The following is a 21,962-nucleotide window of genomic DNA, read 5'->3' on the forward strand; positions in this document are numbered from 1 at the left end:
ATACTGGTTTTTACGGGCGTATTTAAAGTGATAATCATAAGATATCTGGTACGGGAGACGCTAAAAAGCCAGCTTGCGATCCTATTCATCCTGCTTCTGATTTTCTTTTGTCAGAAACTGGTCAGGATTTTAGGCGCAGCCGCTGATGGCGAAATCCCTACGAACCTCGTGCTCTCACTGCTGGGGCTGGGCGTGCCGGAAATGGCGCAGCTTATCCTGCCGTTGAGTCTGTTCCTCGGTCTGTTGATGACGCTGGGCAAACTTTATACAGAAAGTGAAATCACCGTAATGCACGCCTGCGGCCTGAGCCGCGCGGTATTGGTGAAAGCGGCGATGATCCTCGCGTTGTTCACCGGCATTGTCGCTGCGGTCAACGTTATGTGGGCTGGCCCGTGGTCTTCCCGCCATCAGGATCAAGTGCTCGCAGACGCGAAAGCGAACCCAGGCATGGCGGCGCTGGCGCAGGGACAATTCCAGCAGGCGACGGATGGCAACTCGGTGCTGTTTATCGAAGGGGTTGAGGGCAAAAACTTCAAGAATGTCTTCCTCGCGCAGATTCGTACCAAAGGTTCCGCCCGTCCATCAGTCGTCGTAGCGGATTCCGGGCATCTCTCGCAGCATAAAGATGGCTCTCAAGTGGTGACGCTCAATACCGGTACCCGCTTTGAAGGCACCGCGATGCTGCGTGATTTCCGCATCACCGATTTCCAGAACTATCAAGCAATTATTGGTCACCAGGCGGTAGCGCTCGATCCGTCGGATACCGAGCAGATGGACATGCGCACGCTGTTCAAAACCGATACGCCGCGCGCGCGCGCTGAGCTGCACTGGCGCTTAACGCTGGTGTTTACAGTAGTGATGATGGCGCTGATGGTGGTGCCGCTGAGTGTGGTCAACCCGCGTCAGGGCCGTGTCCTGTCGATGCTCCCCGCCATGCTGCTTTATCTGGTCTTCTTCCTGCTGCAAACCACGCTGCGTTCGAACGGCGCGAAAGGCAAACTCGATCCGTTGGTGTGGATGTGGCTGGTAAACCTGGCCTATTTAGCGCTGGCTGTGGTGCTGAACTTGTGGGATACGGTGCCAATGCGCCGGGTTCGCGCCCGTTTTACGCGTAAAGGAGCGGTATAATGCAGGCTTTTGGCGTACTTGACCGCTATATCGGTAAAACCATTTTCACCACCATCATGATGACGCTGTTCATGCTGGTATCGCTCTCCGGCATTATCAAGTTTGTCGATCAGTTGAAAAAAGCCGGGCAGGGGAGCTATGACGCGTTGGGCGCGGGGATGTACACCATTCTCAGCATCCCAAAAGATATTCAAATCTTCTTCCCGATGGCGGCGCTGCTTGGCGCGCTGTTAGGGCTGGGCATGCTGGCGCAGCGCAGTGAGCTGGTGGTTATGCAGGCTTCCGGCTACACCCGCATGCAGGTGGCGCTGTCGGTAATGAAAACGGCCATCCCGCTGGTGCTGCTGACCATGGCGATTGGCGAGTGGGTCGCGCCGCAGGGTGAGCAAATGGCGCGTAACCAGCGTGCACAGTCGATGTATGGCGGCTCGCTGCTCTCCACGCAGTCAGGTTTGTGGGCGAAAGATGGCAACAACTTTATCTATATTGAGCGCGTAAAGGGCGACGATGAACTCGGCGGCGTGAGCATTTATGCCTTCAATAAAGAGCGTCGTTTGCAGTCGGTGCGCTATGCCGCGTCGGCGAAGTTCGATCCGCAGGAGAAAACCTGGCGGCTGTCGCAGGTTGATGAATCTAACCTGACGGACCCGAAACAAGTTACCGGCGCGCAAACCGTGAGCGGCACCTGGAAAACGAACCTTACGCCGGACAAACTTGGCGTGGTGGCGCTCGATCCGGACGCGCTCTCGATTAGCGGTTTGCACAATTACGTGAAATACCTCAAATCGAGCGGTCAGGATTCCGGGCGCTACCAGCTCAATATGTGGAGCAAAATCTTCCAGCCGCTGTCCGTAGCGGTGATGATGCTAATGGCGCTGTCGTTTATCTTCGGGCCGTTGCGTAGTGTGGCAATGGGCGTACGCGTGGTCACCGGCATCAGCTTCGGCTTTGTCTTCTACGTGCTGGATCAGATTTTCGGCCCGCTGACGCTGGTATACGGTATTCCGCCGGTGGTTGGCGCGTTGTTGCCAAGCGCCAGCTTTTTCCTGATTAGCCTGTGGCTGATGACGCGAAAAAGCTAATTGATACCTGAAAAGAGAGGCTGAGGCCTCTCTTCTTTTTTCTGCAAGGAGCACCGCATGTTGATACGCGCAGCAACGCATCTCTCAGCCATGATCGTCTCTTGTTTGTTGAGTGCGCTGGTTACCGTGGCGATGCTGAGCGCGCAGTGGGCGCTTTCCCTTCTCAGTGATAGCGCGGTGCTGGTGCTTGAACTGCTGGTGGCCGTTGTTGCGCTGAGCCTGGTACGTTGGTTGATTCAGCGAGCGGATGCGCTGGCGCAGCAGGTCGGCACCGTGCGACGCGGTTCGCCGCAAGAGTCACAGGCAGACCGGGTGCTCGCCCGTTTTAGCGCGGCGGAAAATACGCTGAGCAGCCTGTGGATCGCTTTTTCACTTCCGGCCATCGCCGGGTTCTTCCTCGTGGATTCGCATATCGCCATGTATTTGCACGCTGCGTTGCTGGTGCTGGCGATTAGCGGGGCTATTGTGCTGGGCAACCGTCTCGACACGCTGCGCAACCTGCGCGGTTACGCGACAGACTTTGGCCGCAAAGCACCGTAAACCCATTCAGTAAAATCTGTTCTTTACTCCGTCCCGCACCGTGCGGGCTATGCTTGAGGAACGATTCACAACTTTTTGGAACATTATGTCCAGATTCTTTTTCAATGACCGCAAACAGCTGGTCAATGATGCCATTGAAGGTTTGGTAATTTCTGCACCGCACGGCAACCTCGTTCGACTCGATATCGATCCCGCTATTCGCATTGTGGCCCGCGCCGACTGGGATAAAAGCCGCGTAGCGGTGATCTCCGGTGGCGGTTCCGGGCATGAACCGGCACACGCCGGGTTTGTCGGCAAAGGGATGCTCACCGCCGCCGTTTGCGGTGATGTCTTCGCTTCGCCAAGCGTGGATGCGGTGCTGAACGCGATTGTGGCAGTCACCGGCGATCGCGGCTGCCTGCTGATTGTGAAGAACTACACCGGCGACCGGCTGAACTTCGGCCTCGCGGCAGAGAAAGCCAAGCGCTACGGCCTGAAGGTGGAAATGGTGATCGTCGCCGACGACATCGCCCTGCCGGACAACAAACAGCCGCGCGGCATCGCCGGTACGGCGCTGGTGCATAAGATTGCGGGCCATGCTGCGGAGCACGGTAAGTCGCTGAGCGAAGTGCGCGATATCGCCCGGCAGGCCTGCGACAACGTTTTCAGTCTCGGGCTGGCGATGGAGACGTGCAACCTGCCGGGCGGCGATAGCGAAGAGGGGCGCATTCAGCGCGGGAAAGTCGAGCTGGGGCTGGGTATTCACGGCGAACCTGGTGCGACCACCGTTGATACGCACAACAGCAGGACGCTCATCGATACGCTGGTTAAACCGCTAAAAGCGGCGGTGGGTAACGACCGGGTGGCGGTGCTAATCAACAACCTCGGCGGCGTCTCGGCACTGGAAATGGCGCTGCTGACCAAAGAACTGGCGCATTCAGCCTTAAAAGAGCAAATCGCCTATCTGATTGGTCCCGCATCAATTGTTAGTTCGCTGGATATGAAAGGGTTTTCGCTGTCCGTATTGCGCCTGAATGACACGTTCGAGCAGGCGCTTTGCGCCGATGTGCAGACCGTCGGCTGGCAGAAACCGGTGCCGTTTGCGCCAATGAAAACCCAGCCGCACAGCGCGGTGTATGACGGGCTGGAGATTGAACCTTCCGACAATCCGCAGGTGAAAGCGTTGGTCGACACGGCGGTTAATACATTGATTGAGCTTGAAAACCGGCTTAACGCGCTGGATGCAAAAGTGGGCGACGGCGATACCGGTTCCACCTTTGCCGAAGGAGCGCGGGAAATCAAACGACTGCTGGAGCAAAATGCCCTGCCGTTGAACAACACCGCGCAACTGCTGCAACTGGTTGGCGAGCGGCTGGCGACGGTGATGGGCGGCTCCAGCGGCGTGCTGATGTCGATTTTCTTCACCGCCGCAGGCCAGGCCGTACATAACGGCACGCCGTTGCCGGAAGCGCTACTGCTGGGGCTGAAGCAGATGAAACATTACGGCGGTGCGGATCTCGGCGATCGCACGCTGATCGACGCACTGCAACCGGCGCTTGAAGCGCTGCGCGATAGCGGGCTGGATGCCGCGGTAGCTGCGGCTAAAACGGGTGCAGACAGCACGGCGACAATGCAAAAAGCGGGTGCCGGGCGTTCATCGTATGTGAACAGTGAAAATCTCGACGGAGTCACCGATCCGGGAGCTGTGGCGATTGCGGAAGTGTTTGCTGCTATTAGCAGGTAAAACCCAGCCTTGCTGGAAAGCGGCTTTGATTTCACTTTTGAAGGGTGTACCGAAAACTGTAAAAGAACCGCCAGCCAGGCCAGTCAGAAGTCAAACCAAAGACGTTAAGACAGCCCAAATTCTGGCGCTGGTCGCGTTAACAAAACGGGTTAGCGCAATCAAAAAGCCCGGCAATAGCCGGGCTTTTTCACATCAGAAATCTGCTTTTAACACCACGCGGTAACGGGCTTTGCCGTCGCGCACGTGCTGCAACGCTTCGTTAATCTGCGACATCGGGAACATCTCCGTGGTCGGTGCCACTTTCGCGCGTCCGGCGAACTTCATCAATTTACGCAGTTCGTACGGTGTGCCGGTTGCGGAGCCGGAAACGCTGCGATCGCCTGCGATCAGCGTAAAGGCCGGGACTTCGAGCGGTTTCAGCACTGCGCCAACGGTGTGGAAATGCCCGCCGTGAGTCAGCGCCTCAAAGTAGGGCTGCCAGTTCAGATCAACATTTACCGTGTTGATGATCAGATCGTACTGACCCGCCAGTGCTTTCAGCGCATCCGCATCGCGGCTGTTCACCACGTAATCGGCACCCATAATGCGCACTTCTGCCTCTTTTGCCGGGTTCGAGCTAAACGCCGTCACTTCGCAGCCCATCGCGTGCAGCAGTTTGATGGCGATATGGCCCAGCCCGCCGATACCGATCACGCCAACGCGGCTGGTGGCGGTGATGTTGTGCATCAGCAGCGGTTTAAACACGGTAATGCCGCCACATAACAGCGGGCCGGCGGTTTCGATATCAAGGCTGTCCGGCAGCGGGATCACCCATTGCCAGTCGGCGCGCAGTTTATCGGCAAAGCCACCGCGATTAAGAATGGTTGGCACCGCGCCTTGCTGGCAGTTGATCTGATTGCCATCAATACAGGCATCACAGTGACCACAGCTGCGCGCCGTCCAGCCGATGCCCACGCGTTGGCCGATTTTCAGCCCTTTGTTTTGTGCCGCACTGCCCAGATCCACCACGCGGCCAATCACTTCATGCCCGGCGACCAGCGGATACTGGGAGAAACCCCATTCGTTATCGATCATGGAGAGATCCGAATGGCAGATCCCGCAGTAATCCACCTGCACTTCCACATCTTCCGCCGCCAGCGGGCCAGCGTCATACTCCTGCAGCTCCAGTGCGGCGCCAGCCTGCGGTGCGGCATAACTTTTAATGATGCTCATCACGGATTCCTTTGATTTAGAGGGAGACGCATGAAGTGTAGGGCATCTGCACGCGCTGCGGCAGCCTGTGGGTGTGCATTCCGCCCGTTTCGTTAATGTATGGTGGTCTATGGCACGCCGCAGGCCGCTATTTTCGGATTTTCCATACGGCTATTTTGGCGCGGTGACTTTGCAACACGATGTGTCCGAACCATCCTCAAAAGGTGCAGTACCCACCTCAAACCAGGAGCAACCACCATGGCAAATCAACCGCAAAGTACAGGCGCTGGCGGCCTGGCGCTAATTAAATCTTTTGAAGGACTTAGGCTGGAAAAATATAAAGATGCCGTCGGCAAATGGACCATTGGCTACGGACATTTGATCTTGCCGGATGAAAAATTTCCGCATGCGATTACCGAAGCCGAGGCCGAAGCGCTGCTTCGCACCGATCTGTTAATGACCGAACGCGGGGTACACAAAGCGGTGACGGTTGCGCTTAATCAGAACCAGTTTGATGCGCTGGTAGCGTTCACCTTTAACCTTGGCGCAGGCAATTTGCAGAGTTCGACATTACTTAAACTGCTCAACCAGGGGGAGTATGCGCAGGCGGCAGATCAGTTTCTGCGCTGGAACAAAGCGGGCGGTAAAGTGCTGGCCGGGCTGACAAGACGGCGTGAAGCCGAACGCGCGCTGTTTTTAAAACCTGTTTAACCGGGCACGTGCCTTAGGCCATTTTCCCCGTTTTTTACCGCCATCCAGCCAATATTTTCAGCCTCTTCGCTCTATTACTGTGGGTTTGCGAATTCGCAACGCGATGTTTTCGTATAACCCACAGGAGTATGCATTATGGATTCACAATTTATTGGATCGGTCATTAATGCACTGCCGCTGGAGCACATGATTGGCGGCCCACTGCAGGCAATGATCAAAGCGCAGGTGCAGGCGAGTAAAGCGTACGCCGACTTCCTGCTCTCGGTGTGTATCAAGGACGGTAAGGCGGAGTCGGTGCAGTTTGATTACGACGAAACCGTGGTGGATGACAAGGGCGTTATCCAGGGCGTGGTGAAAAAGACCATGCGTATCCCGCTGCTGGCGGCCATTTCTCACCCTAACATCAGCATCGAAGAGGGCACCATCGACTTCGAGCTGGAAGTCTCCCAGAGCGAAGCCAGCAGCAGCCAGACCGAAGCGGAAGCCTCGCTGGAAGCCTCTGTTGGCTGGGGGCCGTTCAGCGTGAAAATCACCGGTCGCGTCTCACACAAAGCCCAGCAAACCCGCTCCAGCGATACCCGCGCGAAATACAGCATCCATACCCAGGTTAAACGTCAGCCACCGCCGGAAGCTCTGATGCGCGTGATTGATTTCCTGACGGATGCCGCGACACGCCCGGCTATCTTGCCGTCAGAGGCGAAAAAGCTGGAATCGAAACAGCTTGATGCCTACCCCGAAACGCCTGCCACAGCGGAAAAAGCGCCGGCGTAATTCTCGTTATCTTCACCCTGAGGCTGCCTGGCAGCCTCATTTCTCACGGAGCGCACTATGTCAATGAAAGACTGGCTTCGCGGCAACCGTGGCGCGGAACCGAAGGCGGACTCACCTGCGCCGCCGCCACCGCCGGAGGAGAGCGCCGGGCTGCCACCTGCCGATCCGCCACCCGAAGATGTCGCCGGATTACCGCCCGCCGATCCACCGCAGGATCCGCCACCGCCACCGGGCGACGGCACGCCACCCTCTACTTCAGGTGTGACGCTGGCCGATATCACGCGCGGCATGCAGCATGCGGCCTCGGCGGCAAACCAGCTGATCGCGCATCAGTACATGCAGGCGCTGGATCCCTTTTTTGAACACAGCGACGACGGGCGGCTGGTGCCGAAAATCGTCGAAATGGAGCTGGACGATCGACACCACTTCAAATTGCCGCTGGTGGCGCTCTCCACGCCGCGCGGGCTGATGCTGGAGAAGATGAAAGTGTTTCTCACCGTGCGCACCGACGCGGTGGAACAGCAGAGCGCAATGTCCGGCACGCCTGACGATGCAGTCAGCCGTTTTCACGTCAGCATGTCGCCGCCGAGCCACGGAGCCAGTGGGCGCGACAGCGGACATGTGGATATCGAAATGCAGTTCACCGTACTGGAGCCGCCAGAGAGCGTGCTGCGGCTTATCGAAGAGTACACCCGACAAGTTCTTCCTCAAGTAAACGACAGGAGTGATGACAATGGCTAATCAACCCCTGAGCACCGGCGCTGCCGGGCTGACGCTGATTAAATCTTTCGAAGGGCTAAGCCTGGAGAAGTACCGCGACGCGGTAGGCAAATGGACCATCGGCTACGGGCATTTGATTTTGCCCAATGAAAACTTCCCCCAGGCGCTGAGCAAAGTGGAGGCGGAAGATCTGCTGCGCGCCGATCTCGGGATGACCGAGCGCGGCGTGCATAAATATGTGACGGTGGATCTCAACCAGAACCAGTTCGACGCGCTGGTCGCTTTCGCCTTTAACGTCGGGCTTGGCAACCTGCAGAACTCAACGCTGCTGCGCCTGCTCAACCAGGGACAGTATCAGGAGGCGGCGGATCAACTGCCGCGCTGGAACAAGGCCGGCGGCAAGATTCTGGCGGGGCTGACGCGCCGACGTGATGCCGAACGTGCGCTGTTTCTGGCACCGATTAACTGACTCATGGAGCAAACAGATGAAACGACATCTCCCGATAGTCACCTTTGTCGGTCTGCTGTTAACTCAGCCTGCCTGGGCCGAGTTGCCGCAGTGCAGCGCGGTGGTGCAGGTAGCTAACCAGGAACTGGCAAAACTCAATAAGAAAACCGTTCAGGACGACAAGAAACTGACGGCTCTGCTCAAGACCCTGAACCGCGATGACGTATTGCCAGCCGATTATGTCACCCGCGATCAGGCTATCAAACTGGGCTGGAGCGGCAAGGCGGAGGACTCGCTATGGAGCGTGTGGGCGCTGAACAAGAAGCAGTTGGGCGGCGACCCGTGGAGCGGTAAACCGCTGCCGGGCAAAGGTAAATGGTACAGCGCGGATATTGATAGCGTACGCGGTCTGCGCAGTAACAAGCACCTGATTTACAGCCCGGACAGCGCGACGCGTTATCTCACTACAGATAACGACGCCACGACCGTCACGCTTCCTCCTTGCCAGTAGTCGCTATTGCGGCCTCATCCCATTCGTTGAGGCCGCCTGTTCAGGAGGAAAATATGATGGCCGCAGATGGACTGCAATTGCTAAGCCAGGGGCTGGCCGCGCTCGCCGGATTGTTCGGCGGGCTGAGCGTGTCGTTTTTCTGGCAACCGAAAAAACTGCATCAACACGGGCGCCTGGCCGCCGGGATCATCATTGGCGCGATTAGCGTGAGTACCACTTTCACGCTCGGCGGGTTTATTGCCCGCTGGCTGGGGATGAACTTTAAAGACAGCGATATCGCCATGGGCATTGGCTATTTTGTTGGCGCGATAAGCGTCGGCATGATTGCCTGGCTGGCCAATTTCTTTAACCGCCGCGAAGGACATGACATTTTGCAGGTGGCCGGTGAGTTAAAACGCGCGGCTCGCGGCGTGAAAGCCGCACCGCGTCGCCGCGCGCCACGACGTAAACCAGGGGAACCATCATGACGCTTAAACTCCTTTTTTGGGCCATCACGCTGGTGGATGTGGCGATTGCGGTGATCATTTTTGTGAGCGCCCTTAGCAGCCGCATGCTTGATATTCCGCTGTTGTATCGCCTTGGGCTGTTAATCACGGCATTTGGTTTTACCGTACAGGGCTGTTTGAATTTACCCTACCTGTTATTTAACGTGATATTAATGGCTCAAGAGTTGCCTTTCTGGATATTAAAAGATATTGGTATTGGGATAATCTCAATTTATTATTTTTGGCACACCATGCATAAAGAGGATAAACCCGGAAAAACACCGATACGTAAAAAAACGGTGGCGGTGAAAAAGGCGCCGGTCGCTAAAAAAACTCCTGAGACTAAAAAAACGCCAACCCCACGCACACCACGTAAGAAAACACCCGCACAATAATTAACGCGGAGTGGTAAATTTATTTTACTGCTCCGTGAAATGGCCCAGGCCATTTATCATTCCTGCACTGGTCACTTGCCAAATATTCTGCAACTCACACTGACGTTAATTTGAATCTGCGAATTCGCACTTTCTTTATTCCACTCGCAGGAGATGATTATGTCTGTAAACTCTGTTTTTTCACGTAAGGTTAAAACGCGCAGCATTATTTCTGTGGCTGCGGTATCGCTGTTTTTATTTTCAACAGGAGTCATGGCAGTTAATGTTGGCCCGGCCTGTAACCTGCCCGGCGCTGGCCTGACGGCCGCGCAGTGGGCGCAGAATCAGGATAACGCCGGCGGGCATATGACGGTTTGCCATGTCGGTAAAGCCGACGCATGGCTGCAGCAGCGCACTGTCGCTAACCAACCGAGCTGCCCGCAAACGAATACCGCCTCGACATGGACGGATGCGAATGCGGCGTGGAATTCTATCGGCAACACCATTCAGGCGTTCTGTGCTGGCGCGGCCAACAATACAGCAGCGGTTAATTTCACCATTGCGCTGGGTGGGAATGGCACTGTGAACGTGGGCAGGGCGTATGGCAATGGCGCTTTTTATAATATCGCCAACGATCGCCAGGCGTTTATCCGCTTAGTGAATAACGGTGGACAGTGGCGCGTACAAACAAGTTATCCAAGAAATTAAGTTAAACGACAGGAGCATTATGCCCACGCATAATGCTCCTTTTATGCTCAGGAAAAAGAAAATAAGCTAACGCGAATCAAATAAAGATAATCAGGACTACTCTTCCGAATACATCATCGCGGCCTGAGTGCGGTTATTTACATTCAGACGGCGAAAAATCGATTCCAGATGCGCTTTCACCGTGCCCGCGCTGATATTTAAATGACGGCTAATTTGTTTATTTGACTCCCCGGCGGCCAGCAGTTTCAGGATCTCACGCTGGCGTTCACTCAGGCGGGCAAGGGCACTGTGCCCATTGTCCAGCAACGTAATGCTCTCCTGCGGCAGACAGAACATGCCCAGCGATGCGCTACGCAGTGTCTGAGCGATGGTTTCCGGGGGGGAATCGCGCCGGACAAACGCAATCGCGTGATGATTTAAAAATAACCGTAATAATGTCGGCTGACATTTATTCATCAGCATCACTACCGGGATATTCGGATGACGACAGGCTAAAATATCCAGCAGTTCGAGGCTCGAGGTTTTATTACCATCACCATCAAGCAGAATTAATGATGCTGGAAATTCATTAAGCGTATCATCAATATCGTTTTGATTATTCAGTCCACGAACTTTTACCTCCGGAATATATTGCGACAGTACTGATGCCATTCCTTCAATAAATATTGACTGCTTGTCAATCATGAGTACATGCATACGTTATCTCCACGTAATAGCGTTCGCCATTGAGACTGGTAATCATCAAAGTATTCAATGAAATGCAAAAAAAGAAACAGGCTAATTGTCATAGGTCTTTTAACCGATATGACAGATAAAACATTATTGGATGGGATAAAGTTATTGAGAAAATATTATATATGAAGAATGGTCGCTTCGCTATTTTACGGATTATTAGCAGGCTTTGTTTTTACAAATATCGGCAGAGCGGCACGAACGTATATTTCGTTAGTCGGGTTATTTGCGAGACTGACTGGAGAAGGGAGAAGGGAGAAGGGAGAAGGGAGAAGGGAGAAGGGACAAGCCTGGAGTGCTAGCGGATTGTGGCCCTGGAAGGGCAGGGGCTGATATGGAATGTTTAAAGATGGGAGCGGGAAGGGGAGCGTACTGGATAGAAGGGGGATGCGGGTAACGGAGTAAGAGGTTAAAAGAAGTTAAAGAGAAAAGGATTTATAAAGAGAGAGGTGACAGCTTGTAGAACGTTGATTTTTTCAGCACTTAGCGGCGTATGACAACATCGTGACTTGCATAGCCGCCCGCGGCAGGTATAATCCAACACGTTTCCGCATCCCCTTCAGTGCCGAAGTGGCGAAATCGGTAGACGCAGTTGATTCAAAATCAACCGTAGAAATACGTGCCGGTTCGAGTCCGGCCTTCGGCACCAAAAGCATGTAAATGGACCTCAACTGAGGTCTTTTTTTATGCCTGAAATCCACGCCACACAAGGCTTTACCCGCTTTTCACCTCAACTGAAGTCAACCTGGGTCAACCCACATCAACAAGCTTGTGAGTATACTAATGAGTATATTTGCCGATTCGATATTGCTTGTATACTCACGATATACCTATGGAAGGAGGCCCATTATGGCCCTAACGGATACTAAAGTTCGTTCTGCAAAACCTGAGGAGAAAGAGTATTCACTTGTTGACGGCGACGGCATGCTCTTACTTGTAAAACCTAACGGCTCAAAGTATTGGCGATTTCGTTTCCGTTTTGGCGGTAAACAGCATTTGATGGCGTTCGGCGTTTACCCGGATGTTTCGCTGGCTGATGCCAGGAAGAAAAGGGAAGAGGCCAGAAAGCTGGTAGCTGCTGGTATCGATCCTCGTGAGCATAAACGTGCTGTGAAAGAAGAGCAGGCGAAAGAGATTATTACTTTCGAGAAGGTTGCCAGAGAATGGCTCACTACCAATCAGAAATGGTCGGAAGATCATGCTAATCGCGTAAAAAAGAGCCTTGAGGACAATATCTTCCCGGCAATTGGTACTCGCAATATTACTGAACTGGGTACCCGCGAGCTGTTAATTCCCATTAAAGCCGTAGAGACATCTGGACGTCTTGAAGTTGCTTCCCGTCTTCAACAGCGGACTACGGCCATCATGCGTTATGCAGTGCAAAGCGGGTTAATTGATTACAATCCGGCGCAGGAGATGGCGGGGGCGGTAGCTTCCAGTAATCGACAGCATCGCCCGGCGCTGGAGTTAAAGCGCATTCCTGAGTTACTACAGAAAATAGACGGCTACACCGGCAGGCCGCTAACCCGTTGGGCAACGGAACTCACTCTGCTCATCTTTATTCGCTCCAGTGAGCTGCGTTTTGCTCGCTGGTCAGAGATCGATTTTGAAACGTCAATGTGGACGATCCCGCCAGAGCGAGAGCCTATTCCCGGCGTGAAACATTCTCAGCGAGGATCAAAGATGCGTACACCTCATCTGGTACCGCTTTCAAAGCAGGCACTGGCGATCCTGAAGCAGATAAAACAGTTTTGTGGTGAAAAGCATGAGCTGATTTTTATTGGTGACCACGATCCGCGTAAACCCATGAGTGAGAATACGGTGAACAGTGCGTTACGGGTGATGGGCTATGACACCAAGGTCGAGGTTTGCGGTCACGGTTTTCGTACGATGGCCTGTAGTTCGTTAATTGAATCAGGGCTATGGTCGAAGGATGCGGTAGAACGGCAGATGAGCCATATGGAGCGTAACTCGGTGCGGGCGGCGTATATCCATAAAGCGGAACATCTGGATGAGCGCAAGATGATGTTGCAGTGGTGGGCCGATTTTTTGGATGCGAATCGGGATAAAGGGATTACGCCGTTTGACTATGCGAAGATCAACCGGGGGAAAGGCGAGTGAGTTGAATGCCTTTATTTCTCGGTTGATGTTTAAATCAAAGTGACCAACCAGCTCAATTAGGGCTGGTTGGTCACTGTTTTTGTTACGGTTGTTATCAAAATTCCATCCGCCAGACAAAAAAGATGTCTGCAATAATGTCTTGAATGTACATATAGTTGCGAGCACCATCGCAAATATGTGCTCATGGATTATTCAACGTAATGACCTCTGACAAGACCCTAAAGCAAGCGATATCAAATATTACCATCTGGCGCAAAGGCGAACAGCGTGCGCCGCATAAGCCATTATTGCTATTGCACGTCCTCTCACACTATCGGCAGGGTCATGATCGCCTGTTTAACTATGGTTCTGAAATCTACGAGCCCCTGTTGGATCTTCTGGAACGTTATGGATCACAGCGCCGTGACCAGCGCCCGGACATGCCGTTCTGGCGTCTGAAGGGCGATGGCTTCTGGGAACTACAAAACGCGGAACTGTGCTCAACCAATGGTAGCCGCCAGCCGCCCCGACGTGAACTCATCGAATATAATGTCGCGGGTGGATTTGATGCTGACAATTTTGCGTTGGTGGCAAAAAATCACAGGTTAATTGATACTCTGGCGCAGCAGCTTCTGGAGGCGCATTTCCCGGCCAGTATTCAGGAAGACATCGCTGACGAGATGGGTTTTGATATTCGCACCTCTCTCCGTCAACGCGATCCGAAGTTCCGCCAGATGGTGCTACGTGCTTACAATTATCAGTGCGCTATCTGCGGCTTTAACATGCGCCACGACAATGCGCCGATTGCTCTGGAAGCTGCCCATATCAGATGGAAGCAGCACCATGGCCCTTGTGAAGTACCTAATGGCCTGGCATTGTGCGCAATCCATCATAAAGCGTTTGATCGCGGTTCGATTGGCTTGGATGAAAATATGCGTGTGATGGTTTCCGGCGCGGTAAATGGCGGTGGGGTGGTACAGCGGCTGTTCTGGGATTTTGCGGGAAAGGCGATTGCGTTGCCACCGGTTAAAGAAAATTATCCGGGCGAGCAGTTTGTGGAATGGCACAGAAAAGAGGTATTCAGAGGGGAGCATTGATCTGAGGTAGAGCAGTTATTTTGCGTGTGGTATACAAACTATTCAGCTGTATTAGCTCTGATTTGACCTGACACGGCTATGGCACAGAACCTAATCTGACAGGCAGTTCTGTGCCAGAAGCGGACAAGGCTGACATCATCATGTACCAATCAACGCGACGCAAGCCAGTCAACTGGTTAGTTGGTGATGATAGTGAGTTGTCGAAAGTTGTAGCCCTGCTAGTGCTATCGGAGATTCTTGAGCGTAACCTCCCTAAATTACAGTTGCTTCATTCAGTGAGATTCGATACTTACAGTTAAAATGATGCTCTTTGAGAAATTTTTTGAAATAATAAACAATGTAAATCATTTTTTTTGAAACAATTAAGTTGTCTGAAATGGCATCGGATATTGATTAGGGCAGTATTTTACTTTTCAAAGAATAAGAACTTGCCTATATATGAGCCTTGTCATAGTTTAACTTTTTATATCTTAATATAAATGATATTAATGAGTCGGTGGATATGATGAATACAGTGAAAATTGAGCACTTTATAAGGGCTATTGAAGATGTTGGCGCTCACGGCGACAATGACATGTTGCCTTTTGACATCGATACAGTTTTTATTTCAGATTCGAAGGTGCAGATAGCAAACATGGCTTTTGATTTGTTTAAAAGGCTTGAAAAAGATGGCAAAACGAATGCAAGAAATACTTTAAATGGAATTCAGGTTTACTCGGAGAGATTGCTTTCTCCAACTGGTGCAAGTGGCTTTAGAATTTCAACGAAGATACATCCATTTTGGAATATATATCTTAATGGTCTGGCTATCGCGATTGCAGAAATAAATGAATCGAAAAGAAGTCAAAATGCACATTCATACCGCTATGTAGAAACTGGTGTGAATTTATTTAATAGAGATAAGTCGTGGCGGGCATATAAAGAAGCAACAATTAATGATGCAGCATTAGATAATGAAGGGGCTGTTGTTATTCAAACGGATATATCAAGCTTTTACGAGCATATTTATCATCATCGTATCGAGAATTGTATTAATGATTTATTTGGTGAAGGTTCAACAGTTGCAACTCAAATAGATAGATTATTAAGTCAGCTGTCATCAGGTAGATCATTTGGCTTGCCAGTCGGAGGGCAGTGCTCAAGAGTTTTAGCTGAACTACTAATGACCTCAGTCGACCAACTTTTGACTTCATCAAAACTCAAGTGGCATAGGTATGTAGATGATTTTACGATAATTGCTAGTGATCAAGCTGAAGCTTATCGTGCTATTTCAATTCTATCTAACGCTTTGGCAGATTATGGGTTGTCATTAAACAGAACTAAAACAACAATTCTTAAAGCTCAACATTATAAAAATTTTGTTTATACGCAACTGTTTGTTGATGATGATAAGTCTAGTAAACTTAAAAAAATTGACTTACATTTTGACCCATATTCTGACAACCCTGTTGCTGATTATGATGAACTAGTTGAAACTGTCGAAAAACTAAATGTACAAGCTTTGCTTGATTTAGAAACTCATAAAAGTCAGCCCGACACTTTCTTGGTCAATCAAATAAGTAGAACATTGAAACTTCAGGAGCCTGCTTTAGCATTACAGTTATGTATAACATTACTCTCTCCTGAAAATTTACACTCTTTTAGAAGCTCTTTTTCTACAATTATAAAGGGTGTAAATTCCATCAGGAATGATGAACGATATTCCTCAATCTATCAAATGCTTGATAAAATGGTAGATGATATTATTGTTCACTCTGAGCATCTACTGCTACCAGAGGCTAACTGTTTGCATTATTTACGCTCTATTAGAGTAATACGAACAAATAATCGAGCTGCATATGTTCATGGTTTGCTAAATGAAAGTTCATCTGAAACTATTAAAAGAGCATGCCTCGATTGTATAAGAAATTGGAAAGATAGACCATCATTCATTTCTGAGAGGAATAAATGGTCAAAATTGTCACCGGAAGTACAAAGGATACTTTGGCTCGCATCCTATAAGTTCGGGGATGACGGAAAACATTTTAGGGATCAAGTTAAAAAAGCAATATCTAACTCATGGTTACTAGGAATTGAACAAAAAGGAAAGGCATCATTCTCTGAAATATTTATTAATTGGTGTCAAGGGGTGAATAATAAATGAGATTTTTAAGATTACCTGTCAAAGATCCTAGAACTGTAGCGCGAGACATTCCAGGTATCTGTGACTTGTTATTTCCACAATTGCTACCAGCAATAATCGCACATCTCAATCGCGAAGCCCAACCTATACCTGGTTGTACTATTATTGATGAAAGTATGTTGGTAAGAATAAATACAAATGCAGCTATGTTATTTGAAGTTGCCTATGTAAGAGCAGAGCAAATTCTTGAAGAAAAAAATGAAGATTGGAATGAATGTTTGTCTATAGCTCTGAGTAGGCAATCAAGGTATTTTGATGCGGTTTTACCTGATCAATTGTCAGTTTTTGAGATTAAAATAGCTAATCAAACTGCCAATAACTTAATAAAATCAATAAGATATTTAAGGAAGGAATGGGGTGGAGGTAATGTAGTTAGGGCTCCCATCATTCCAGGATTTCAATGGATAGCAGAAGGCCAAGGAGATTTCTCAATCGGACGGCGACTGATTGAAGTCAAATGTACGAATAGAAATTTTTCGTCTTCTGATTACCGTCAGATTTTAATTTATTGGCTATTGAGTTTTTCATCCTCCATTGAGGGCAGTATGAATGAATGGAAGACAGGTGTATTGCTGAATCCTAGAGCAAACAAATACATTGAGATTGACTTCAATGAATTAGTTAGAATAGCAGCTGCAGGAAGAACTAAGTTAGAGTTGTTGGAGTTGTTTTCGTCAATTGTGGGTGATTATGCGTATAAATTAGGAGAGTAAATTCTGCGAAGTGAGTAGAATTGCTATGCCTTCGCAGCCATAGCACTTAAAATATAATAATCGCAGGTCTAAGCTCCACAAGGTTTAGAAATAGAACAGTTTCTGGGGTATCTTTGGGGGGCTTCAATGGCGCCTTTAAAAAAGTATTTTAAAATCAAATATTTGGTTGCAGTGTATTGTTCCTGTTATCGTCCGCTTCACGCCCTGAGACATTCGACAAGCTTTTTATGGCTTCAGTAAAGGTGAGTGTCGAGATTCCAGTGCCAGCAGATATTTCGCCTCTTCGTACCGGGTTTTGGTCTTCCAGCAGCGGTAAATAATCCTTATCCATTTAAACGCCAAAGCCCGGATAGCTGATTGATGCGATTTCCCTTTTTCTCGCTGCCCCTGGTAATAAAGTCTGGCCCAGTATGATGAGTTAACCGTTTTGGCGGCCCATTCAACAAAGGTCTGCCTGACGAACCTGGCACACTGCCATCGCCAGTGGACCCAGGATTTTTGACCACTTCGTTCTGTCACCGGTGCAATACCTGCGTAGTTTTGAATTTCTTCGGCGCTGTTAAACCGGTCACGGTTATCACCAAGTGCAGCAAGCATTCGTGGGCCCATACAAGGCCCCATGCCCGGAAGTGATTTGAACAACCCCGCGTCTGGCAATGTGTCAAACAGCGTTCCGATTCGTTCGTCATAGGTTTTGATGATTTCACTCACGACTTTAATTTGTGTCGCCAGTGCTGTTGCCATCAAAGCATTAGCTTCTATAACACTCGGGTCTGTCGTCAATGGGATGGCGTTATCAATACTCACAACACGCTGCTCGGTAAGGGCCATTGCGCGGCCACCTTTGGCATTCATAAAGTTGCGGATCGTGTCGCGCCTGGCTCGTTTCAGTTGTTGCAGACTGGGCCATCGTATAATCAGTTCACACAACAGTAGGCTACCCCGATGTGAGAACCACTCCAGGGGCTGAGGATAATACTGTTTAAGCGTGTTAATCATACGGTTCACAAAACGGCGTTTATCTTCAACCAGTTGACGACGCTGCTCAACCAGTTGCTGGAGTAACCGGATTTCCGCATTGTCGGGTTCAATAGCTTTTATCTTTTGGGGATAACGCAGCATTAACTCTAATGCCAGCTCTGCATCCTGCGGGTCGTCTTTAGCGCCGCTGGGCGAGAATGCTTGCCGGTAACGAGCCAGGGACAAAGCGTGGACGGGGAAAACGGTGATAAAGGGATATTTTTGAAGAGCATATACCACGGGGCCTTTCTTCAGCTCGAGAGCTATTGCGATTCTGCCTTTTACCTTCTGGTGTAAGTCGGTAAGCCAGACATCAAGCGCTTCTGCTGTATGTTCAATTACATAGAATACGCGTTCACCGTTTTTAAACTGAACACAGACATCGTGTTTTTTATCTGCCCAGTCCAGACCAACGTGCGCAGCAAACTGATTTGTCACAGTCATTACCAACTCCTTTTTATCGGGGGATTGGTATGCATTCCACGCTCTTCGAAAGAAATATAGCCAGCAGTGTATCTGCATGCCCTGAGTATTCGTTAGCGAACGTGGAGCACCTACTGGCTCGAAAGAAAAGCGGCGATCATCACGTGATTCTCGCTCAATATTCGTAACCAGTAAGCGCATACCCTGAATCACTTAAAAGTGTAATTCTCAGGGTGTGAATGACTATATGTCGCTCAGGCTGTGTGAAAACTTTTTTGATCACAGAAGCGGCCAAAAACAGAGCCGAAAAACGTGCTCCTACGTAAAATTTGACGTTGGTTTGACCTGTCAATCTAACCCAGATTTTGCATAACCTCACGCACTTCGGTTTTTGATTAGGGTTTTCACACAACCTGCGCTCAAAGCAGACCGTCAGGTTTGCTTATGTGTGCTACCGGTGAAAACTGCCAAGTCAATTTTGAGCTAATACAATTCAGCCTTGCTGACTAAATGGTTTGTCATCGACAATACACGATGTTTCACATTCTGCAAGTTCGGAGTTACAGTCATAAAGAGCTTATACCCGTCATACTTCAAGTTGCAGCTTGCATGTGTCGCTTCATGCCCATAAGGCTTGGGCTGTATTGTTGCTCGAGCATGCAACTTCAAGTTTATTGGGTATACAGCCACGATCAAATGCACATCCTGATCGTCAAAGAAGATGTGTGGCTTAAATGCCTTTGGAATTTTTGTTTTCTCTACACCGCTGAGAAAAAAACCTCATAGACATGCCCATCCCCAACTTTAAATAAAGTTATATAAGAGTGCTTAGTCGTCAACAGGTAAATATTTCCCTTTTTCAACTTTAATAAGATGCTTTTTATTGTAGCAAGTTGACAGTGCACAGGCTAAAGCATTCCTTAATTCAGAACGTTCTAATTGCTCAAGGTGGATATAGCGTTTACGTAGTGCGTCTGTTATCTCATCCAATACTAGTTTTTTATCTGGTGGTAATAATGCAACCCAAGCCTGTATAAAAGCTAATGCACTTCTGTAGAGAAGTTTTCCACCGGGTAATGATTCGCTGAGTACTTTACTTCTATATGCCTTTTCAAATGCCACTCTTCGGGCACTAGCCGCCGCTAACGGTATGGGTAATAATCGTCTTTTTTCTTTTTGAGAAGGTGAATTAAGATTATTCTGAGAGATTATTAAATCAAACTCGCGAATTTCATTAATTTCATGTCTGGTTGGTGACGATTCTTTTGTTTTTTTTTTACAAAACAAACAATTATTCGCGGAATCAAAAGGTATCATTCTTTCACATACGGCACAATTTTTTATTGATAAATGGTTTCCTGCCCCTAATGTATTTATTTCGAATTGTTGATTTGCAATATAATAAACAACTCTCCGTGATTCGCTGAACCAATATATAATTGGGTAATTATGGTGGGAATATAAATAATCAATCCACATTTCCGCTGGAGAATTTTCTTCATCAAGCTCAATAAGCCAAGAAGAAAGGTTTTTTGACCATGCTAATTTTACAGTGTTTAGTTTCAGATCCCCTTCGCTGAAAAAATTAGCCATAAGAATTTTGGAGGAAGAGTTATGTTTTGCTTCATTAATTGCTCTTTGGATTTCCTCTCTATTAACCAGTTTATGCAGAAAGTTATTATTTTCTTTCCATGCTAATTTCTCAGAATCATAAATTGCAATGAAAGCCGTTGTGGCTCTTGAATAAGCACAAAATAATTGAGCATCCTCCATGTTTTCGGAATCCAGTGTAATAACAACAGGTGATTCCATACCACGAAAACGAGATACAGTTTCAATATTTATATCAAAAGTTTTCATGTCTTTCTGGAGGAAGTTTTTCACTAAATCCGTAGGGACGAGGACGGTAATCTCATCAGATAGCACAGAACTTTCTTTCAGTCGTAAGATTTCATTAAGCAATGTGGAAAGTGGATCGATAACAACTAATTCTTTTAACGTATCGGGTTCGTTATTTCTGGGGGACGTAATTTGATATGATGAAGGCCTGATAGCCATTAAATAATCAGTAACGGCTTTAGGACATCTTAACACAATAGTTAAGCTGTAGGAAAATTGGGAATTAATTATCCGTTGAAGATCAATGTGATTCGTCCCTTTTTCAAAAGAAAACGTTTGGGTTTCATCACAAAATGCAATAATTCTTTTATTTTCAAACCAACAAAATAAGGCTTCCAACCACGAAAAATGTAACGCCTGTGCTTCGTCAATAATTAAAGCATCATAATCCTTTAGCTTGTTTTTCTTTAAAGCACTAAGCAAATCCTCGCAGCATCCTGATTCAAACCAGCCTGCTGGAGACTCGGGAGGCAGGGCTAATCTATTACGAGCCTGATGACATAGTTTGTGCCAGGTAAAAACGTCGCATAATGAAACTGGAGTTTGTTGTCGAATGTATTCAGAAAGACGGTTATTGAAAGTAATAAATAAAACTTTTTTTTGTTCTTTAACCAACCGCCTGGCGAATTCAATCCCAATCAAAGTCTTTCCTGTTCCTGGCCATCCAGTTACAACAAATCGTTGATACTCTGACAGGAGTTCAATGACCTTAATTTGTTCATGTGTGAGTCTTAACCAGAGTTGATTATCATAAATAACTCGGGTTCCCCAGTCAGGCGTGCCATCAAATTGCGGGCATATGGATTTTATTATTAATTGAAGTCGTTCACTTCCTAAATCATTATTTCCTAATGCAGATTTCCAATATTGCATTATATCGATAGTGTACTTTGCAATTTCCGGGAGTTGTTTTTTATCAACGAATATTTTTCTAAATGGTCTTACAGACGCATCAACCATTGCTGTATTTATAACGTTATCATCGAAATAGCTATCAGGAAAAATAAAACCATAACCAATACGCAACCGTAAAGTTGTTGCTCCTCCTAACCAGCGGGCTAATCCATGGACATTGTTACGAGTTTGCTTCACTACATCGACATTATTATTTGTTTTGAGATGTACAAAAATAGGGCCATCTACACGATATATCCCACTTTTTACCTCTAACGCCAAAACACCATAGATACGATGGAGAACAAGAAAATCTATTTCTCCACTTGGAGGAAGTTTCATACCCAAATGCCGGGCCGCCGAACTCAACCACGGGAGACTATGAATCACGGTGAAATCATCGGACAGCCCTTCTTTTAACAGAGCATAGACCGTTTTTTCTCCATAACTATCATTATCAATAGGTCCGAATGCCGGAATCATTTTGGCCATATTACTATTTCCTTATAA

General features: G+C 48.9%; 20 protein-coding genes, 1 tRNA gene and 1 pseudogene. 17 read left to right on the forward strand and 5 right to left on the reverse strand.

Annotation, left to right across the window (positions count from 1 at the left end; translation table 11 throughout):
• The first annotated feature begins 27 nt into the window (after positions 1–27).
• The 4 genes from lptF (at position 28) to JKP81_RS13820 (ending at position 4,473) form a co-directional block, all read left to right on the forward strand.
• Positions 28–1,128 carry an LPS export ABC transporter permease LptF gene (lptF, locus tag JKP81_RS13805; RefSeq protein WP_200552180.1) on the forward strand — a complete coding sequence of 367 codons (1,101 nt, stop codon included), beginning with the start codon at positions 28–30 and terminating at the stop codon, positions 1,126–1,128.
• Positions 1,128–2,210 carry an LPS export ABC transporter permease LptG gene (gene lptG, locus JKP81_RS13810; protein ID WP_200552181.1) on the forward strand — a complete coding sequence of 361 codons (1,083 nt, stop codon included), beginning with the start codon at positions 1,128–1,130 and terminating at the stop codon, positions 2,208–2,210. The genes lptF and lptG overlap by 1 nt, the downstream gene beginning before the upstream one ends.
• A gap of 57 nt (positions 2,211–2,267) precedes the next feature.
• Entirely contained in the window at positions 2,268–2,750 is a 483-nt protein-coding gene (locus JKP81_RS13815) for a hypothetical protein (protein ID WP_200552182.1), read from the forward strand.
• Positions 2,751–2,835: 85 nt separating this feature from the next.
• Complete coding sequence (locus tag JKP81_RS13820) at positions 2,836–4,473, forward strand: dihydroxyacetone kinase subunit DhaK (RefSeq protein WP_200552183.1); 1,638 nt, start codon at positions 2,836–2,838, stop codon at positions 4,471–4,473.
• A gap of 192 nt (positions 4,474–4,665) precedes the next feature.
• Here JKP81_RS13820 and JKP81_RS13825 read toward each other — a convergent pair whose 3' ends face one another.
• Complete coding sequence (locus JKP81_RS13825; protein WP_200552184.1) at positions 4,666–5,685, reverse strand: NAD(P)-dependent alcohol dehydrogenase; 1,020 nt, start codon at positions 5,683–5,685, stop codon at positions 4,666–4,668.
• Between the two features lie 237 nt (positions 5,686–5,922).
• Here JKP81_RS13825 and JKP81_RS13830 point away from each other — a divergent pair, with 237 nt between their 5' ends.
• The 8 genes from JKP81_RS13830 (at position 5,923) to JKP81_RS13865 (ending at position 10,392) form a co-directional block, all read left to right on the forward strand.
• Entirely contained in the window at positions 5,923–6,375 is a 453-nt protein-coding gene (locus tag JKP81_RS13830; RefSeq protein WP_200552185.1) for a lysozyme, read from the forward strand.
• 135 nt (positions 6,376–6,510) lie between these two features.
• Complete coding sequence (locus JKP81_RS13835; protein WP_045513580.1) at positions 6,511–7,146, forward strand: DUF2589 domain-containing protein; 636 nt, start codon at positions 6,511–6,513, stop codon at positions 7,144–7,146.
• 57 nt (positions 7,147–7,203) lie between these two features.
• The gene (locus JKP81_RS13840) at positions 7,204–7,887 is read left to right on the forward strand and encodes a DUF2589 domain-containing protein (RefSeq protein ID WP_200552186.1); all 684 of its coding nucleotides are present in this window, start codon (positions 7,204–7,206) and stop codon (positions 7,885–7,887) included.
• Positions 7,880–8,335, forward strand: coding sequence for a lysozyme (locus tag JKP81_RS13845; protein WP_017459063.1), 456 nt, complete (start codon positions 7,880–7,882; stop codon positions 8,333–8,335). Before JKP81_RS13840 ends, JKP81_RS13845 begins: the two co-directional genes overlap by 8 nt.
• A gap of 16 nt (positions 8,336–8,351) precedes the next feature.
• A complete protein-coding gene (locus JKP81_RS13850) occupies positions 8,352–8,825 on the forward strand; it encodes a ribonuclease domain-containing protein (RefSeq protein ID WP_200552187.1) in 474 nt (157 codons plus the stop codon).
• Between the two features lie 56 nt (positions 8,826–8,881).
• On the forward strand, positions 8,882–9,292 hold the full coding sequence (locus JKP81_RS13855) for a hypothetical protein (protein WP_045513587.1): 411 nt from the start codon (positions 8,882–8,884) through the stop codon (positions 9,290–9,292).
• Positions 9,289–9,705, forward strand: coding sequence for a hypothetical protein (locus JKP81_RS13860; protein ID WP_200552188.1), 417 nt, complete (start codon positions 9,289–9,291; stop codon positions 9,703–9,705). The genes JKP81_RS13855 and JKP81_RS13860 overlap by 4 nt, the downstream gene beginning before the upstream one ends.
• A 252-nt stretch (positions 9,706–9,957) precedes the next feature.
• Positions 9,958–10,392, forward strand: coding sequence for an RNase A-like domain-containing protein (locus JKP81_RS13865; protein WP_234455636.1), 435 nt, complete (start codon positions 9,958–9,960; stop codon positions 10,390–10,392).
• Between the two features lie 96 nt (positions 10,393–10,488).
• On the opposite strand, the gene JKP81_RS13870 is transcribed toward JKP81_RS13865, so the two are convergent.
• A complete protein-coding gene (locus tag JKP81_RS13870; protein WP_175273830.1) occupies positions 10,489–11,088 on the reverse strand; it encodes a helix-turn-helix transcriptional regulator in 600 nt (199 codons plus the stop codon).
• A 600-nt stretch (positions 11,089–11,688) separates the two neighbouring features.
• On the opposite strand from JKP81_RS13870, the gene JKP81_RS13875 reads away from it, so the two are divergent.
• The 5 genes from JKP81_RS13875 (at position 11,689) to JKP81_RS13895 (ending at position 17,216) form a co-directional block, all read left to right on the forward strand.
• Positions 11,689–11,773: transfer RNA gene (locus JKP81_RS13875), tRNA-Leu, on the forward strand.
• A gap of 200 nt (positions 11,774–11,973) precedes the next feature.
• Positions 11,974–13,245 carry an integrase arm-type DNA-binding domain-containing protein gene (locus JKP81_RS13880; protein WP_200552190.1) on the forward strand — a complete coding sequence of 424 codons (1,272 nt, stop codon included), beginning with the start codon at positions 11,974–11,976 and terminating at the stop codon, positions 13,243–13,245.
• Between the two features lie 200 nt (positions 13,246–13,445).
• On the forward strand, positions 13,446–14,321 hold the full coding sequence (locus JKP81_RS13885; RefSeq protein WP_200552191.1) for a phosphorothioated DNA-binding restriction endonuclease: 876 nt from the start codon (positions 13,446–13,448) through the stop codon (positions 14,319–14,321).
• A gap of 502 nt (positions 14,322–14,823) precedes the next feature.
• On the forward strand, positions 14,824–16,464 hold the full coding sequence (locus JKP81_RS13890) for an RNA-directed DNA polymerase (protein ID WP_226375772.1): 1,641 nt from the start codon (positions 14,824–14,826) through the stop codon (positions 16,462–16,464).
• Positions 16,461–17,216, forward strand: a complete 756-nt coding sequence (locus JKP81_RS13895; RefSeq protein ID WP_200552192.1) for a hypothetical protein — start codon at positions 16,461–16,463, stop codon at positions 17,214–17,216. The genes JKP81_RS13890 and JKP81_RS13895 overlap by 4 nt, the downstream gene beginning before the upstream one ends.
• Before the next feature lie 225 nt (positions 17,217–17,441).
• On the opposite strand, the gene JKP81_RS13900 is transcribed toward JKP81_RS13895, so the two are convergent.
• The 3 genes and pseudogenes from JKP81_RS13900 to JKP81_RS13910 all read right to left on the reverse strand — a co-directional run bounded on the left by JKP81_RS13900 (position 17,442) and on the right by JKP81_RS13910 (position 21,944).
• Positions 17,442–18,680, reverse strand: coding sequence for an IS110 family transposase (locus JKP81_RS13900; RefSeq protein WP_200552193.1), 1,239 nt, complete (start codon positions 18,678–18,680; stop codon positions 17,442–17,444).
• 663 nt (positions 18,681–19,343) lie between these two features.
• Positions 19,344–19,436: pseudogene (locus JKP81_RS13905) on the reverse strand (5'-nucleotidase); the annotation flags it as partial.
• A gap of 51 nt (positions 19,437–19,487) precedes the next feature.
• Positions 19,488–21,944, reverse strand: a complete 2,457-nt coding sequence (locus JKP81_RS13910; RefSeq protein ID WP_200552194.1) for a nuclease-related domain-containing DEAD/DEAH box helicase — start codon at positions 21,942–21,944, stop codon at positions 19,488–19,490.
• Between the last annotated feature and the right edge of the window lie 18 nt (positions 21,945–21,962).

The sequence above is a fragment of the Kosakonia sp. LAM2021 genome, assembly GCF_016620385.1.
Taxonomy (GTDB): domain Bacteria; phylum Pseudomonadota; class Gammaproteobacteria; order Enterobacterales; family Enterobacteriaceae; genus Kosakonia; species Kosakonia sacchari.

Bases quoted from the DNA above. Each gene is read 5' to 3' on its own strand.
- lptG (WP_200552181.1), top strand. From the start codon at position 1,128: ATGCAGGCTTTTGGCGTACTTGACCGCTATATCGGTAAAACCATTTTC.
- JKP81_RS13815 (WP_200552182.1), top strand. From the start codon at position 2,268: ATGTTGATACGCGCAGCAACGCATCTCTCAGCCATGATCGTCTCTTGT.
- JKP81_RS13820 (WP_200552183.1), top strand. From the start codon at position 2,836: ATGTCCAGATTCTTTTTCAATGACCGCAAACAGCTGGTCAATGATGCC.
- JKP81_RS13825 (WP_200552184.1), bottom strand. From the start codon at position 5,685: ATGAGCATCATTAAAAGTTATGCCGCACCGCAGGCTGGCGCCGCACTG.
- JKP81_RS13830 (WP_200552185.1), top strand. From the start codon at position 5,923: ATGGCAAATCAACCGCAAAGTACAGGCGCTGGCGGCCTGGCGCTAATT.
- JKP81_RS13835 (WP_045513580.1), top strand. From the start codon at position 6,511: ATGGATTCACAATTTATTGGATCGGTCATTAATGCACTGCCGCTGGAG.
- JKP81_RS13840 (WP_200552186.1), top strand. From the start codon at position 7,204: ATGTCAATGAAAGACTGGCTTCGCGGCAACCGTGGCGCGGAACCGAAG.
- JKP81_RS13845 (WP_017459063.1), top strand. From the start codon at position 7,880: ATGGCTAATCAACCCCTGAGCACCGGCGCTGCCGGGCTGACGCTGATT.
- JKP81_RS13850 (WP_200552187.1), top strand. From the start codon at position 8,352: ATGAAACGACATCTCCCGATAGTCACCTTTGTCGGTCTGCTGTTAACT.
- JKP81_RS13855 (WP_045513587.1), top strand. From the start codon at position 8,882: ATGGCCGCAGATGGACTGCAATTGCTAAGCCAGGGGCTGGCCGCGCTC.
- JKP81_RS13860 (WP_200552188.1), top strand. From the start codon at position 9,289: ATGACGCTTAAACTCCTTTTTTGGGCCATCACGCTGGTGGATGTGGCG.
- JKP81_RS13865 (WP_234455636.1), top strand. From the start codon at position 9,958: ATGGCAGTTAATGTTGGCCCGGCCTGTAACCTGCCCGGCGCTGGCCTG.
- JKP81_RS13870 (WP_175273830.1), bottom strand. From the start codon at position 11,088: ATGCATGTACTCATGATTGACAAGCAGTCAATATTTATTGAAGGAATG.
- JKP81_RS13880 (WP_200552190.1), top strand. From the start codon at position 11,974: ATGGCCCTAACGGATACTAAAGTTCGTTCTGCAAAACCTGAGGAGAAA.
- JKP81_RS13885 (WP_200552191.1), top strand. From the start codon at position 13,446: ATGACCTCTGACAAGACCCTAAAGCAAGCGATATCAAATATTACCATC.
- JKP81_RS13890 (WP_226375772.1), top strand. From the start codon at position 14,824: ATGATGAATACAGTGAAAATTGAGCACTTTATAAGGGCTATTGAAGAT.
- JKP81_RS13895 (WP_200552192.1), top strand. From the start codon at position 16,461: ATGAGATTTTTAAGATTACCTGTCAAAGATCCTAGAACTGTAGCGCGA.
- JKP81_RS13900 (WP_200552193.1), bottom strand. From the start codon at position 18,680: ATGACTGTGACAAATCAGTTTGCTGCGCACGTTGGTCTGGACTGGGCA.
- JKP81_RS13910 (WP_200552194.1), bottom strand. From the start codon at position 21,944: ATGGCCAAAATGATTCCGGCATTCGGACCTATTGATAATGATAGTTAT.